This window comes from Legionella sp. PATHC032 (assembly GCF_026191185.1).
Taxonomy (GTDB): domain Bacteria; phylum Pseudomonadota; class Gammaproteobacteria; order Legionellales; family Legionellaceae; genus Legionella.
Window position 1 is genome coordinate 1,672,220 of record NZ_JAPHOV010000001.1, and the last position, 14,910, is coordinate 1,687,129.

Below are 14,910 nucleotides of genomic sequence, written 5' to 3' on the forward strand. Positions count from 1 at the left end.
AAATAGTAGAGATGGAATAGTTCTGGAAAAATACTTGGCTACTGGTGGCAATAGTTCACTAGAATCGAGCAATCGGGTTGATATTTAATATCAACCCGATTGACTTATAGAAAATATTCGCTAACTCCTGGAGAGTTAGTTCAATTTAAGCTTTTGTGACAATCCATTGACAGAGTCAGGATTTGAGACCTTAGGACTTGAACTAAAAAAACTATAAAGACCATAACCTAAACCTACAATACTGGAAGCAACAGTAGTAGCTAATGCTTCTTCAGCCAAGCTGTTTCCAGGATCATATTGACCAGATAATATGGCTATCCCCATTAAAGTTATTATCGCAGAAGAGGTACCAATGACCGATGCACCTATCTTCAAAAGAAAATTACAATTAGGAGAATCCGTATTCTTGTTTGTCAAATTGGTATCAACTTGACTAAGACCCCTTATTTCGGAAAGACTTTCAATTAATGCAACAAAGGGATCTTCATCCAAATGGCCTTTGGGGCAAGTGGCTCTAACCAATGGGGAAGAAACAAGCTTATTGGAGTGTGAAAGAATTTCACTTCTATCTCTTTTATATTGAGCATAACTTCTTTCATATTCCTCTAACTCTTTTTCTGTCTCCTCAGTTTTTAAAAGAAAATAATGCCCTTGAAGCGCATCAATGGCCACTTCAAAATCAGGCAAATCAACCTTTGGATTGACATACGCAGCTACAACTGAAGAAATGGAACGATCATATATAGTAAGTGGCTGATTAATAACCTTCATCATGGTCATAATTTCAATATAAGATAATTTAACTTGAGGTTTCGCCAAATGTTGGCAATATAATTTATACCCTTCTGCATCCCAATAATTTTTAATTGCCTCTTCATCGGAGGACGAGTCAACAAAATATTTTTCAAACGGTGAATCCCTATTGATAGAAATGCTTTCGGCGCGATTATAAAAATACTCTAGAAAAGGCTCATTCGCTTCATATAACACACCAAATTCTGTAGTTTTTAATTCTTCTTTTGGCATAAATGAGCGATACTCTTTATAATTTTTAAAGGCATTGAATACCCCTTTTTCTCCTTCCAGCATTTCTTCTTTAGCTGCTAAATTTTTAAGGAGTTGAGTTGGAAGCCATTCTCTAAACAGAAATCCTAAGATTAAGCTCTTTTCAAAAAGATAGCCTGATGATTCGTGTACGTCATTTTCCTTATCTAATAAAGAAAATAGATTCAATGACTCCGGATTATGAAAAAATTGGAATAATCGTTCTGCTTTACTATCCTTATCTAGGATTGATTTGAAGTGAAATAAATCATCAGGGAGAGGTAAATTATTAGTTAACAGGTACAGTGCAAAATTATGAAAAAAACAGTTATCAAAAGCCCCTGAAACATCAACTGCATTTTCTACTCTTTCTTGAAGTGATATTACTTTTTTATCTTTCTTTGTGTGCATAATTTAATCTATCTCTTTGTTGTTTGAAACAATTACACTGATTTTTGATTATAAAGAATCATTATTAAGCAAATATTAAGAGACAGAACTTGATAAAAGACTCAGAAAAATTCAAATTTGACACTGGATTTAACTTTTATACTAAGGTGAGTATTGGATGCATCTTGTTATCTGGAATAGATTCTTTTATATCCAACAATGATCAATAAAAATACCAGGATAAATGGTGTAACAAATAGCATCATCAAAGGCCATAGGTTAGAACCTGCATACAAAGCATAGAGCGTATATAACAGTAAAGGCAGGCTAAAAAATAAAGGGAAACACGCCAATTTTTTCCATCTCCCCGTCCAATTAAAAAGAATAAAAATTTGCAAAAGCCAATACAAAGGGATTAATAAAAAAAGGAATTGAACAAAATGGGCATCCCCCGAAGAGAGAGAAGTCTGAGAGTTAGTAAATACACTGGACTGCTGTTGTTGATTCAGTCTTTGAACCCAGGGTGCTAGTGGTTGATTGTTTTTGCTGTTTTCATTTTGCCAGACTGCTGACACAGGAGTTGATTTGGTTTGTAAAGCCCTCCAATTAGCATCATAGATTGTGACAGTAATCGAATCAATTTCTGTTGCATTATCATACGCTACCCAGGCAATAGCTTCTCCTTCACCAGGTGAGTATGCTTGTGATGGATTAAATCTTGCGTTGTCCATGATTTTTTGCCGCAGATTTTCCCCTATTGCCTGAAAACGCAAAGGTAGGTCACTCCTATATCGAATAAGCACATACAGAGCCTCATTCTGATTTAATACAACAGGAGATTTGGGACTGGTTTCTATTAACTCAACGCTCAATGCAATAGATGGAGCAGAATAGACAGCCAGCATCACTAACAAAAAAAATAGTCTCATCCTTTGAGCCAGTCTCATGAACGCATCCTTCAATTCAATAACTATCTATCAATATTATGACAGAAAATTAAGCAAAAATGATTGATCACTACAAAGACATCTTTTTATGTCTAAAAGTTATTCTAATGCTGATCTATCATAAACACCTATTTATATTGAGGCTTAATATTGAACCAATTCACGTAATACCACTGTCGCATAAGAACCAGCGGGCAAGACAAATGAAATTTCTAATGTATCCTGCTTTATTGTATATTCCATCTGTTCTACATAAAGGATATTTGCACGCCAGGCCTCTTCCAAACCATTTTTTTCCAATCCATCCAACCAGGCAGACCATTCCGCATAAACTTCATTTATTATTTGCAAGGCTTTGCCATTTACCAGATTCTTACTCTTACCGGGTAGAGGGCTCGCAGGAGAAACATCTCTTTCACTGATTCGTTCTATTAATTGCTCATCCATGCTTTTATCAGTAACAAAGATACTGTTTGATCCACCAAGCTGTATAACATCCCCCAATAAAGGCAAATTCCATGAAGATTCTTTTACACGCCGCGACAGAATCAAATTATATAACCATGCTCGAGCTGCGGAAAAGTACATCCCTTTTAAAAATTTATCTTTTATTTTGCGTCCTTGTACTAGCATTTCCTCTGCTTTTATTAAATTTCCACCATCTCGACCAAAACGCTGCTCACCGAAATAATTTGGAACCCCCTTTAATTTAACTTGTTCAATACGATGTATTAAATCCTCCTCATTAGATATATTTCTTAAAGTGATTGTAAAATGATTTCCTGATAAAAAACCTGGCTTTAGTTTTTTATTATGACGCGTGAATTCAAGTATTTTCCATCCTGGTGCTTCTAGTGTTTCTATACCCTCAATTACCTCTCCAGGTGCATGGATACTGAGCCATTGCGTTGTTAATGCCTGTTTGTCTTTTAATCCAGCGTAACTTATAAGTTTTATAGGTTTGTTAATTAGCCTGGCTAATGATTTGACAACTTCTTCAGTGGTTAATCCTCTTTTTTCAATTTTAAGAACTATGTGTTCTCCTTCGCCGCTAAACTGTCCTGCAAACAATTCATTGACTTGAAAATCTTCCGGAAACAACTTAAAGGCAGCTGTAGAATTTGGAATACCATAGGCACGTGGCCAATCTAAAGAGTACATCAAGATCTCCTTCAATAAAAAGCGCTCTAAACTAAATCGAAAAATTCACTATAATATCAAGAGATTCAGAGCATATTGGTTTAGCTGAAACATTATTTATCTTAACATCGTTTGATATGGCGACTATAAAACATTATGATGCAAGATTGCCAACAATGATTGGTTTCAATTATTGATTGACTATAATTTAAGTAAGTATTTTTTTGCTACTTCTAATCTTGGTGGTTAGAGTTTGATTTTTTATTTTCAGGCTATCAATATGATTGTAAACAGTTCATTTAGACCAGTGTGGTGGCTAAGTAACAGGCATGCGCAAACTTTATATCCTACTTTAGTAAAGAAACGGCTAAAACCACCAATTGATTTTCATGAGCGTCTGGAATTACCTGACGGTGATTTTATTGATCTGGCCTGGTCTGTTAATAACTTAAATAAAAATACACCCTTGGTCATATTACTCCATGGTTTGGGTGGAGGTATTAACTCCATTTATGTCAGTGGATTAATGCGAGCGTTTGCCAATGCTGGGTTTCGTTGTGTTTTAATGCATTTTCGCGGAGCCAGTGAAGAACCTAATCGGATTTTACGTACCTATCATTCCGGTGACACGGCTGATTTTGCTTATTTTCTTGAAATTTTGGCAAAGAGAGAACCTGCTACAAAAAAAGCCGTCGTCGGCGTATCTTTGGGTGGCAATGTTCTGCTGAAATGGTTGGGCGAAACAGCATCATCTTTATGGATAGATGCAGCTGTTGCTGTTTCAGTTCCATTTCAATTAAATTCAGTGGCTGACAGGATGAATCAGGGCTTTTCTCGCCTCTATCAAGCTTACTTATTAAGTCGACTACGCCGTATTTTTCTAAAAAAATTAAATCACTTAAATAATTCGCCATTTTCAAAAAATGACTTACTTTCCTTAAAAACCTTCTGGGATTTTGATGAGCGAATTACAGCACCGATCAATGGATTTAAAAATGCCCACGAATACTACCAAAAAGCAAGTTCCAGACAATACCTTAAAAATATCACCACACCAACTTTGATTATTCATGCACAAGATGATCCTTTCATGACACCAGACGCCATCCCAACATCGAAAGAATTATCTTCTCAAACCACTTTGGAATTAAGTGAATATGGGGGGCATGTAGGTTTTATAGCCGGTACAGGAAAAAGCTCAAGCCAACCTGCCTATTGGCTTGAACAGAGAATTCCTGAGTTTTTGTTAGATTATTTATCTTAAAAAGTCAATTGGAATATAATGTTTTAGCTGTTTTTTGATACAATCAGTCCTACTGTTGCAGCGGCTGCTAAAGCTACGATACTTAATCCAATATTTTTAATTGAGAAAAAGTTATAACGATTCGCTTTTTCTATATCTATGCTTTCCTTGGATTTATAAAAAACTGGATTATTGTAAATAACCTTACCCGCCGGTGTTACCGATTTTCCCGTTATTGCTGTTGCTTCAATTTCTGAATAACCTTCTTCCATCAATTGAACAATACTCTCATCCAATTTGTTTTTATAAGGCGTTGAAGCAGTACCTATTTTAAGAAACTTTTCATCGATCTGCCCTTCAGTTTGATTATCATTCCATGTGACTCTTTTTTTCTTATCTGATTGAATAAGTTCTTTTACTTCTTTCTCATTTTGCATGCAATCCTCTCTATGGTGAACTAAAATTTAAACAATTTTAACAAGAAATACTTAAGAAAATATGAACGCAAATGATCATTTAAAAATAGCGGGTAATTAAAAACTCAGGTGAAATAGAGTTAATTAATGGAATTCTATATTGCACTATAACTTGTTGTTTATTAAACAATTTATTTCAAATTAGTATAACCATGAATCATTGCAGAAGATTAAAGCACTTTATCAAAATATTTTATTTACAGATTTACAATGTAATTCGTCGCAGCCTTAGCGCGTTAACAATGACCGACACGGAAGAAAGTGCCATAGCTGCTGCAGCAATGACTGGATTTAAAAGCAGACCTGTTATTGGGTAGAAAATACCTGCTGCTAGCGGAACACCCAACATATTATAAATAAAAGCGAAGAAAAGATTTTGACGTATGTTATTCATTGTGTTTTCTGATAAATATCGGGCCTTGGCAATACCACGCAAATCTCCATGTAGCAAGGTAACGCCAGCGCTCTCAATAGCAACATCAGTCCCTGTACCCATAGCAATACCAACATCTGCTTTTGCCAGTGCAGGAGCATCATTTACTCCATCACCAGCCATGGCGACAATTAAACCATTTTCTTTTAATTCGCTGACAATACGACCCTTATCTTCCGGCATTATTTCTGCTATGACATTTTTTATACCCAGAGTAGCTGCCACGGCTTCTGCGGTTTTTTTGCTATCCCCAGTCAGCATGTAAATCTCAATACCCTTTTTTTGAAGTGTATGAATGGTTTCTGCGGTAGTTGATTTAATTGGATCTTCAACCACTAAAAGCGCTACTGTTTTACCGTCGACTGCCATAAACATCACAGACGAACCTTTTGCACGAAACTTATCAGCTTTTTCAAAAAGAGATGCATTGTCGCTTCCATACTCTTGCATTAATTTTGCATTACCGATGGCTACCTGATGGCCATTTACTTTACCTACTACACCCATCCCGGTAGGTGCTTCAAAGTTATGAACTGAACTGAAAGACATTTGCTTTTCTTTTGCGGCTTTGACAATGGCATTAGCCAGAGGATGTTCACTGTAATATTCCAGAGAGGCAGCCAATAGCAATGCTTGACTCTCATCCAAATCTTCGCTGGTTTCAATGTGGGTAAGTTTCGGGTGTCCTTCCGTAAGAGTACCCGTTTTATCTACGATGAGCGTATTCACCTTTTCCATGCGCTCAAGCGCCTCAGCGTTTTTGATTAGTACTCCATTTTGTGCACCTTTTCCCACACCTACCATGATAGACATTGGTGTTGCCAAACCCAGTGCACATGGGCAAGCAATAATGAGAACTGATACAGCTGCAATTAATCCATATCCAAGAGCTGGCTGCGGACCAAATAGCGCCCATACGATGAAAGATAATACTGCAATTAAGATCACTGCGGGCACAAACCATCCTGAAACAGTATCCGCCAGTCGCTGAATAGGGGCACGACTTCGTTGAGCGTCACTCACCATTTGAACAATACGTGCCAGCATGGTATCAGATCCAACATGCAATGCTTTCATAATGAAGCTGCCTGTTTGATTCATTGTGGCACCAATCACCTTATCTCCAATTTCTTTAGCAACCGGCATAGGTTCACCTGTTACCATAGACTCATCTATAAAACTATTCCCTTCTTGTATTTCACCATCCACAGGTATTTTTTCACCTGGCCGTACACGTAGCAAATCACCAACTACTACCTGATCGAGTGATATTTCCTCCTCACTACCGTCTTCCTTAATACGATGTGCATTTTCTGGTGCCAATTTCAGCAAAGCACGAATGGCACTACCCGTTTGCTCTCGTGCCTTTAATTCAAGCACTTGCCCTAGCAGTACAAGAGTAGTTATCACAGCGGCTGCTTCAAAATACACAGCAACCACTCCTTCTTGACTTCGAAACGCGGCAGGGAATAATCCTGGAAAAAGGATCGCTACCAGACTATATATCCACGCTACACCAATACCCATCGCTATCAAAGTAAACATATTTAATTGGCGTGTTTTGAGCGACTGCCAACCACGTTGGAAAAAAGGCCAACCGCTCCATAGCACTACGGGTGTTGCGAAGAGTAACTGAATCCAATTTGAAATATCTGTCGAAATAAAATGCTGGAATCCATGTCCAGTCATTTCCAAGACTACAACAGGTAAAGTCAATATCAATGCCAACCAAAATCGGTGTTTCATATCGAGGTATTCTGGATTTGCTGCCTCATCAATAGATATTGCCTCTGGTTCCAATGCCATTCCACAAAGTGGACAAATCCCTGGGGTAGCCTGGCGAACTTCGGGATGCATGGGACAAGTATAGAAGGTTGCTCCCTCTATGCTAATTTGAGGTTTGTTTGCATGACCTTTCTTATGGCAACAAGCGTGCTCATTATGAACATGGGAATGACCTTCATGGTGGTTGTGTGCCATTATTCACCTATCCGTAGTTTTATTCTGCCTGGAATTTATAACCATTTAAATTAGCTGATGATATCCTGTTGTACTGGTTTATATCTACAAGATCATAATAAATAATGCATTTTTTACCCTGTAAGAATCAGCTACTTTCAATTATAATTCATCGTTGACAGAAGAAAAATTTAGCTTGGCAATAAAAATTACGGAGATCATTGTATTGTGAAAAAAATTCTCATCACGCTAATTGGCTTTTTATTCATGAACACCTATCATCATTTGCTCTATGCCGATAATTCCCATCATCACACGGCGAAAGATCTTTCAGCATCTTCCTCTAAATTGGAGAATACACCCACAATACAATTGGAAGTCCAGAAGATAATTGATAAAAAGGATAAGAAACTGGTATTTGTCAAACTCACTGATATAAAATCGAATAAACCAATTACTTTCAATGATCTTACTGAGATACATACAAAAAAATTTCATTTACTAATCATTGATAATCATCTTATTGACTATAGTCATGTCCATCCCGCAGAAACTGCTACTCCAGGGATTTATCAATTTGAATGGCAACCCAATTTCAAGAATGCCACCTATCGGGCATGGGCTGATCTATTACCAACCAATACCAATAAACAGGAGTATGCCACTGCTGATCTAACATCTCCCCAGACAGTAAGAAGAACAATGAATCCTGTACCTCATCGAACAGTATTAGAGAGTACAGTGAATGGATATCAATTCAAATTAACTTTCAATAAAATGCCTCTACTAGCAGGTAAACCTGCGATGGGTGAAATCGATGTGACTGATTCTAAAGGGCATCCAGTCCGTACACTAGAACCAATTATGGGGGCCTATGCACACATTGTCGGCTTTAATGAAGATTTTAAAACCGTTATCCATGTCCACCCCATGGGCAAAGAGCCTGCAAATAGCACTGAACGTGGAGGACCTCAATTACAGTTCCATATTGAACCCAGCAAAGCAGGTTTCATTAAAATGTTTGCCCAGGTGCAAATTGATGGGAAAGTACTCTACGTACCGTTTGCATTTACAGTGAAAAATGCCTAATGATGAACTTAAGAGAGTTGTCGTTTACATAAGCGGATATTATTATAAGTTTCTAGTGTATGTTGTGCAGAGCAAACCAGTTCTTTGTACCCACTCATTCGGTTTTAGGGCAGTATAGTGAGCGAACTCTTCTGCGTTTCACACCAGCTTTACTTTTATCATAGAGCTCCCAATTCCATTGAGGTAATTCGCAATTTTTATAGATAAAAAGTTGATTCAAATGTTCAATGAATTGATTTTTATTGCTTATTTCGGGTGATATCTGAATTGTAAATTGGGTTAATGTCTGCTGGCAAATTAAATAATCTTCAAAACTTACACCACTGCTAATCATATGCTGTCGAATAACATCTGCAAAAATGGGAACTATTTCTTGCCCTCTTTTCCCATAACAAACATCACCTAAACGGCCTTCAATATTCTTTAACTCAGTAAATACACCATTCGATCTTTCAGTCACCAAAACATCATCAAGACGATAACGAACAATTGGCTGAGTATATCTATATAAGTCGGTAATAATTGGTACGAACCGCTCTTCGTCCAACCATTCCTTTTCAATAATAAGAAACTCTTCATTCATTAATAAACGGTTTGTTTTACGTTCACTAATCGCCAGAAAACCCTCTGTACATTGATAAATTTGCGATATAGTACAACCAAATGCTTTGGTTAAAGTCTCTTCTTCCTCTGGTTCCAATACTTCTGCCACAGAAAATATTTTTTTTGGTGTAATTTTTAAAATATCTTGATAACAAGCAAGCATTAAAAGCACACTGGCTGGAGCTGAAATAATAGTCGGTTGAATGGCATTTAATCTCTGGATATGAGTATCAAAATCAGCAAAAAGATCAAAAAAATAGAATTGTATTGTTCTGCTTTTATTTAAAGTGGTATACAACTGGTTATTTGCTCTTAGAAAAAAAGCAATTCGTTCTCGCGAACGCAAACCGTTTGGCATAGCCTTGGCAAGGATTATTCCGGCCCATGCATCACGTTCCTGTTCACTTACTAAAAACAAGCCTCTGCTCCCTGAAGTCCCTGAAGATAAACCAACAGCAATATTATTTATCATTGGGGAAAAATCACGTGTATGCTCAGCACGTAAAGCAATTTCCAATGCCTCAGTTTTTTTGACATTTACTGTATTAACATCATCAAAGTGTTCCATCATGATTTTTTTATTAACAATTGGCCATTGTTCCAAAGGAGTTTTTAGATAATCTCTGTAGAATGCGGATTGATGCAAACAATTTTTTATAAGTTTTTTAAATTGTTTTTCCTGATGAGTCTTTAATTTTTCCGGGGTAGTAATAGTTTTATTAAGATAAAGTGTATTAAAATAATGAAATAAAATACGTGCTAACATAATGGGTTCCCAATTCTCGAGCGCAATTGTTGGCAGTGAGAAGGAATAATTTCAATAGCCTTGTTTCTCTGATACAGTTCGTGCAATTTTTGAATTGTCTTTAAATAGGCACGCTTGTCATGATGAATCAAATAGGTCAAAGCGCTCGGATAAATGAGTTCTTTAAAAGTTTCCTGGTGCCAGCAACTGTCCGCAACCAGGAAAATATCGCCAGGCGCTTTAAAATATAAGCCGATTTGTCCTTTAGCGTGTCCCGGTAAAGGAATGGCAATCAATGAGTTGTCACCCAATACATCAAAACCATCAGAAAAAGGTAAAAGATGCTCGTCAAGTTGGATTGTTTTTTGAAGTGGTAATAAACGCTCAAAGAAATCTTCAGGTAGCAGTCCAGGTAAAAAACCTTTCAATAACGCTTTTAACCCCTTTGTATGCTGAATATCGTCTATCGCATCAGAATGACATATAAAATGAGCATTAGGAAAATCGCATAATCCTCCAATGTGATCAGCATGAAAATGCGAAATCACAATATAATTGATATCTTCGGGTTTTATATGAATTTCTAGCAACTGTTCTTTTAAGGATTTTACAAGTGTCATAGGAGTTAAATGACGATATATAGAGGCTGGAAATTTTTGGGTTAAGCAGGTAAAACGGTCAGAATATCCTGTGTCAAATAAAATATATCCGTGGCTTGGGTGTTTTATAAGAGCACAGAAGGATGGATATTCACGCTGTCTGATTTTCCCATTTTTTAAAGTCATGCGTTCGCAATGTCTGCAATAGCCAGCTTCAAATAACTGATACTCTATATTCATGAACAATACCATTCAGCAAATTTCATTATACCCTCATCAATGCTATAAATTGGCTTATACTTTAAATCTTTTTTTGCCTCTTCAATATTTAATGTTTGTCCAAAAGCCAACACTCCGACACCATACTCTGTAATCTTTGGTTCTGTTTTCAGATAAAGCACCCGATGCAAAAACTCAAGAAACTTTGCAACAAATCTTGCATGATTATAAGGAATACTTCTGGTTTTTAATGGTTTATTAAGAGCAGAAAACATCCTTGAAATAATATCAATAAAAGTCCGAGGTTCATCATTGGTGATATTATATTTTTTCCCTGAATAGCATGTACCTGCCAAAGCAGCCAAAATCAGGCTTTCCACTACATTCTCTACAAAAGTAATATCAATCAAATGATTACCTGAACCAATGATTGGAAGCACCCCTTGGCGCTCTGCTTTCAATAAACGGGGGAAAATAGCGCGATCATATGGTCCAAAAATTCCTCTGGGTCGTAAGGTAATCACATCCAGATCATGTTCCAGTTGAGCTTTATCCACGATGGATTCAGCAATTAATTTGGTTTGCACATAATAATTGACTGGTTTTGCTGGTAAAGGAATATTTTCTTTAATATTGTGCTTCTCGGTAAAATCAAAATAAATACTAGGAGTGGAGACATAAACAAGTCGAGCCTGACTGGGAGTTGCCTGAACGACATTGTGAGTCCCTATGACATTAGCCTGATAAAAATCTTTATATTTTCCCCAGGGACTTGATAAAGCTGCGCAATGAAATATGAAATCCGCATTTTGACTTATCAAAGACAAAGACTCCAGATCCTTTAAATCGAGTGGAACAAATGTTGCTCCCATTTGGCTTATTATTTCACCCAACTGCAAATTGCGTCCTAATGCAATGACTGCATGGCCTTCCTTAATCAAGCGTCTTGTAAGATTTAAACCTAAACATCCTGTAGCGCCGGTTACAACTGAAATCATACTAATACTCCAGTATCATTCCAGCAGCTGACAATCCAGCGCCAGTACCTAATAAATAAACCAACTGCCCACGTTCTAAATTATGATTATGGATCAAATGACACAATGCAGAAGGCAGAGAAGCAGCCATTTGATTGCCATGCGTCGTGTAAATATCAACAAATTTTTCACCAGGGATGCCAAGCTTTTTACGTATATGATGCATGGCAAGCAAGCTGGCTTGATGTGGGACAACCCAATCAACATCATTTAGAGTTATACTAGCTTTAGCAAATAACTCCTCTTGCATAGGCCCAATCATTTGGCTAGCCAGTTTGAATACACGCTTCCCATCCATTTTAAATAAACCGTATTTCTTATCGTACTCACTCGCAGGCGGCATGAATGTTCCTCCAGCCTGGACCTGGCAAAAGGCAGCACCAAAACTGTATGTTTTCATATGAGCAGCAAGAATACGACTGGAATCATTGCTTCTTTCAACAATACAAGCAGCTGCCCCGTCACCAAAAATCGTACAGGTTTCCAAGTCGCTCCAATCCAGGCCAAATGAAGGGATATCACTTGATACAATAAGTATACGATTAAATCTGCCCCCTGAGAGCATATATGATGCCGCATCGAGTGCGGTGAGAAAACTAAGACAGGTACTGTTAATATCAAAACAGGCGATTCCTGAATTATCTAATCCCAATTGTTTTTGAACCAGAACCGCCGTACATGGTATAGGTTGCTCTCCGGCTCCACAAGCCCCAATAATGGCATCAATTTCAGCTAAAGTAATTCCTGCCTGTTCCACAGCGTGTAATGCAGCTTGACTTGCCATATAGGAAGTTGTTTCACTGACTCTGGCAAAATGCCTGGAAACTAATCCGGACTTCTTCTGAACACTGCCCTCAGGAAGATTGAGTTTTTTATCCAGATCAGATGAAAACACTATGTTTGCGGGTAAATATTTTCCCATTCCGATGATTTTTGCTGACGACATAGAACTGGCTTGTTAAAGGATGGAGCAATTATTGTACTATAAGGCTCATTATAGTCAAAGAGAACTTTTTAAAGGTTGGTTGGTAAATAATTGCCGTGTATTTGTATAAATGATAATCTATCTAATCTTATATGTTATCTAAAATATGCATGAAAATCCTGACTGTACTGGACAGCTATCCTCCCGACTTAAATGGTGGTGCTTATTTTACTCACCGTTTGGCAAAATTCTTACAAGACAAAGGGCATGAAGTTCTTGTCATATGTCCTTCTCGAAGCCTGAAGCAAGGTTATACAAGCTATGAAGGAGTCAATCTCTATGGAGTACGATCATGGCCAGCCCTTGGTTACAAAAACTTTCGTGTTTGCTGGCCTTTCTTCATCAAGAAGGGTATTTTAAAAGCAATAACAGACTTTAATCCCGATGTTGTTCATTTGCAGGGAAAATTTTTCTTGGGTGGAATTTGCTATCGAGCCTGTCGTAAAAAGGGTATCCCGTTAATGGCTACTAATCATTTTATGCCAGAAAACTTTTTTCATTATACTTACCTTCCCAAGTATTTTGAAAAATGGTTTCATCGCACCACATGGAATATTGTGATTGACATGCTAAATCATGTAAGGATAGTTACTACCCCTACCCACACCGCAGCTAACTTACTTAAAGAAGTACACGTACAAAAAGAAATTCATGTTGTTTCTTGTGGAGTGGATCTACAAAAATTTCAACCAAAACAAAATGCCAATCTCATTAGACAACGTTATAAAATCCCTGATAAGCCAATTCTATTGTATGCCGGTCGTTTGGATAAAGAAAAAAATTTATCAATAGCCATAAAAGCATTTTATAAAGCAAGACAATCCATTGATGCTCATTTTGTTTTAACCGGTCGTGGCGCAGAATTACAAAGATTAAAAAAACTGGTTCAGACACTGAATCTCACTGAGCATGTCACTTTTACAGGATATCTATCAGACGCGGAATATCCACTGGTATATAGTTTAGCAAATTGTTTTGTAAACCCGGGAACTGCTGAATTACAAAGTATTGTTGCCTTGGAAGCGATTGCTTCCGGATTGCCGCTTTTGGCTGCAAAAGCAATGGCTTTGCCTGAACTTGTTAAAGAAGGAGTAAATGGTTATCTCTTTGACCCTAATGACGTTGAGACATTGTCTTGTTATATGGTCAAGATTCTTAGTGATCGGACTTTCAGTGAACAAATGGGAAGGGAGAGCAGAAAATTATCTCAAGAGCATGATATCAAACGAACTATCGAACAATATGAGACACTCTATCAATCGATGGTGAGTTTATGAAGGCAGTCGCAAATCGCTACCATGCTCTTTGTCAGGAAAAAGTATTCATAAGAAGTCTGCTTAGTGGCTTTTTTTTGCTTTTTATAAGTTTTCTCATTATGAATTTTGCAGGAAAATATGCTTCACTTATGGCCGGTAATCCGGTAAATGATTTAATTCTTGATAATTTACCTCTACGTGATGTAACTGTTTTTCATGTTAATGCAGCTATTATCTTTTGGACAATTTTTACTATTTATACCCTGTTAAATCCAGCCTTCATTCCTTTTATCACTAAAAGCGCCGCGCTGTTTATATTGATACGTTGTGCCTTTATTAGTATGACCCATCTCGGTGCACCTCCTAATCAGCTGTCTATTCCAGATAATTTTTCATCTCTTGTTTTATTTGATGGAGATTTATTTTTTTCCGGACATGTCGGAGGCCCTTTTTTAATAATGCTTATCTTTTGGAATAAGACAACATTACGTTATATTTGCCTTGCTGCTGCAGTTTTTTTCGCTTATACGGTGCTGATTGGTCATATTCATTATAGTATTGATGTCTTTGCAGCTCCATTTATTACTTATGGAATATTTCATATAAGCCAATTCCTGTTTGCATCAGATTATCAACGACTAAAATCAGAACTTACCTCATCAACTGCGAATTGATAACAGTGACACCATATCGCAAGATTAGTCCATATGATAAAATAATTAAGTCAATATTTGGCGGCGACAAT

The 14,910-nt window shown here is 37.1% G+C and carries 13 protein-coding genes; 4 read left to right on the forward strand and 9 right to left on the reverse strand.

The window, feature by feature from the left end; all coding sequences use genetic code 11:
• Window positions 1–135 precede the first annotated feature (135 nt).
• The 3 genes from OQJ02_RS07625 to truD all read right to left on the reverse strand — a co-directional run bounded on the left by OQJ02_RS07625 (window position 136) and on the right by truD (window position 3,542).
• Window positions 136–1,455: a type IV secretion protein Dot gene (locus tag OQJ02_RS07625; RefSeq protein ID WP_265718613.1), complete on the reverse strand. Its 1,320-nt coding sequence runs from the start codon at window positions 1,453–1,455 to the stop codon at window positions 136–138.
• Window positions 1,456–1,622: 167 nt separating this feature from the next.
• Complete coding sequence (locus tag OQJ02_RS07630) at window positions 1,623–2,381, reverse strand: hypothetical protein (RefSeq protein WP_265718614.1); 759 nt, start codon at window positions 2,379–2,381, stop codon at window positions 1,623–1,625.
• A gap of 144 nt (window positions 2,382–2,525) precedes the next feature.
• Complete coding sequence (gene truD / locus OQJ02_RS07635; protein ID WP_265718615.1) at window positions 2,526–3,542, reverse strand: tRNA pseudouridine(13) synthase TruD; 1,017 nt, start codon at window positions 3,540–3,542, stop codon at window positions 2,526–2,528.
• 259 nt (window positions 3,543–3,801) lie between these two features.
• On the opposite strand from truD, the gene OQJ02_RS07640 reads away from it, so the two are divergent.
• A complete protein-coding gene (locus tag OQJ02_RS07640) occupies window positions 3,802–4,785 on the forward strand; it encodes a hydrolase (RefSeq protein WP_265718616.1) in 984 nt (327 codons plus the stop codon).
• 23 nt (window positions 4,786–4,808) lie between these two features.
• Here OQJ02_RS07640 and lem12 read toward each other — a convergent pair whose 3' ends face one another.
• Window positions 4,809–5,201 carry a Dot/Icm T4SS effector Lem12 gene (lem12, locus tag OQJ02_RS07645; RefSeq protein WP_265718617.1) on the reverse strand — a complete coding sequence of 131 codons (393 nt, stop codon included), beginning with the start codon at window positions 5,199–5,201 and terminating at the stop codon, window positions 4,809–4,811.
• Window positions 5,202–5,445: 244 nt separating this feature from the next.
• Entirely contained in the window at window positions 5,446–7,653 is a 2,208-nt protein-coding gene (locus tag OQJ02_RS07650) for a copper-transporting P-type ATPase (RefSeq protein ID WP_265718618.1), read from the reverse strand.
• Between the two features lie 207 nt (window positions 7,654–7,860).
• Between OQJ02_RS07650 and OQJ02_RS07655 the strand changes: the two genes are divergently transcribed.
• On the forward strand, window positions 7,861–8,721 hold the full coding sequence (locus tag OQJ02_RS07655) for a hypothetical protein (protein WP_265718619.1): 861 nt from the start codon (window positions 7,861–7,863) through the stop codon (window positions 8,719–8,721).
• A gap of 94 nt (window positions 8,722–8,815) precedes the next feature.
• Here the strand turns inward: OQJ02_RS07655 and OQJ02_RS07660 are convergent, their stop codons facing one another.
• Genes OQJ02_RS07660 through OQJ02_RS07675 form a run of 4 tightly spaced genes read right to left on the reverse strand, consistent with a single transcriptional unit; the run spans window position 8,816 to window position 12,870 of the window.
• On the reverse strand, window positions 8,816–10,090 hold the full coding sequence (locus tag OQJ02_RS07660; RefSeq protein ID WP_265718620.1) for a F390 synthetase-related protein: 1,275 nt from the start codon (window positions 10,088–10,090) through the stop codon (window positions 8,816–8,818).
• On the reverse strand, window positions 10,084–10,920 hold the full coding sequence (locus OQJ02_RS07665) for an MBL fold metallo-hydrolase (protein WP_265718621.1): 837 nt from the start codon (window positions 10,918–10,920) through the stop codon (window positions 10,084–10,086). Before OQJ02_RS07665 ends, OQJ02_RS07660 begins: the two co-directional genes overlap by 7 nt.
• Entirely contained in the window at window positions 10,905–11,885 is a 981-nt protein-coding gene (locus OQJ02_RS07670; protein ID WP_265718622.1) for an NAD-dependent epimerase/dehydratase family protein, read from the reverse strand. The genes OQJ02_RS07665 and OQJ02_RS07670 overlap by 16 nt, the downstream gene beginning before the upstream one ends.
• 1 nt (window position 11,886) lies before the next feature.
• Entirely contained in the window at window positions 11,887–12,870 is a 984-nt protein-coding gene (locus tag OQJ02_RS07675) for a beta-ketoacyl-ACP synthase III (RefSeq protein ID WP_265718623.1), read from the reverse strand.
• Between the two features lie 149 nt (window positions 12,871–13,019).
• Here OQJ02_RS07675 and OQJ02_RS07680 point away from each other — a divergent pair, with 149 nt between their 5' ends.
• Window positions 13,020–14,186, forward strand: a complete 1,167-nt coding sequence (locus OQJ02_RS07680; protein WP_265718624.1) for a glycosyltransferase family 4 protein — start codon at window positions 13,020–13,022, stop codon at window positions 14,184–14,186.
• Window positions 14,183–14,839, forward strand: a complete 657-nt coding sequence (locus tag OQJ02_RS07685; RefSeq protein ID WP_265718625.1) for a phosphatase PAP2-related protein — start codon at window positions 14,183–14,185, stop codon at window positions 14,837–14,839. Before OQJ02_RS07680 ends, OQJ02_RS07685 begins: the two co-directional genes overlap by 4 nt.
• Window positions 14,840–14,910 lie beyond the last annotated feature (71 nt).

Bases quoted from the DNA above. Each gene is read 5' to 3' on its own strand.
- OQJ02_RS07625 (WP_265718613.1), bottom strand. From the start codon at position 1,455: ATGCACACAAAGAAAGATAAAAAAGTAATATCACTTCAAGAAAGAGTA.
- OQJ02_RS07630 (WP_265718614.1), bottom strand. From the start codon at position 2,381: ATGAGACTGGCTCAAAGGATGAGACTATTTTTTTTGTTAGTGATGCTG.
- truD (WP_265718615.1), bottom strand. From the start codon at position 3,542: ATGTACTCTTTAGATTGGCCACGTGCCTATGGTATTCCAAATTCTACA.
- OQJ02_RS07640 (WP_265718616.1), top strand. From the start codon at position 3,802: ATGATTGTAAACAGTTCATTTAGACCAGTGTGGTGGCTAAGTAACAGG.
- lem12 (WP_265718617.1), bottom strand. From the start codon at position 5,201: ATGCAAAATGAGAAAGAAGTAAAAGAACTTATTCAATCAGATAAGAAA.
- OQJ02_RS07650 (WP_265718618.1), bottom strand. From the start codon at position 7,653: ATGGCACACAACCACCATGAAGGTCATTCCCATGTTCATAATGAGCAC.
- OQJ02_RS07660 (WP_265718620.1), bottom strand. From the start codon at position 10,090: ATGTTAGCACGTATTTTATTTCATTATTTTAATACACTTTATCTTAAT.
- OQJ02_RS07665 (WP_265718621.1), bottom strand. From the start codon at position 10,920: ATGGTATTGTTCATGAATATAGAGTATCAGTTATTTGAAGCTGGCTAT.
- OQJ02_RS07670 (WP_265718622.1), bottom strand. From the start codon at position 11,885: ATGATTTCAGTTGTAACCGGCGCTACAGGATGTTTAGGTTTAAATCTT.
- OQJ02_RS07675 (WP_265718623.1), bottom strand. From the start codon at position 12,870: ATGTCGTCAGCAAAAATCATCGGAATGGGAAAATATTTACCCGCAAAC.
- OQJ02_RS07680 (WP_265718624.1), top strand. From the start codon at position 13,020: ATGAAAATCCTGACTGTACTGGACAGCTATCCTCCCGACTTAAATGGT.
- OQJ02_RS07685 (WP_265718625.1), top strand. From the start codon at position 14,183: ATGAAGGCAGTCGCAAATCGCTACCATGCTCTTTGTCAGGAAAAAGTA.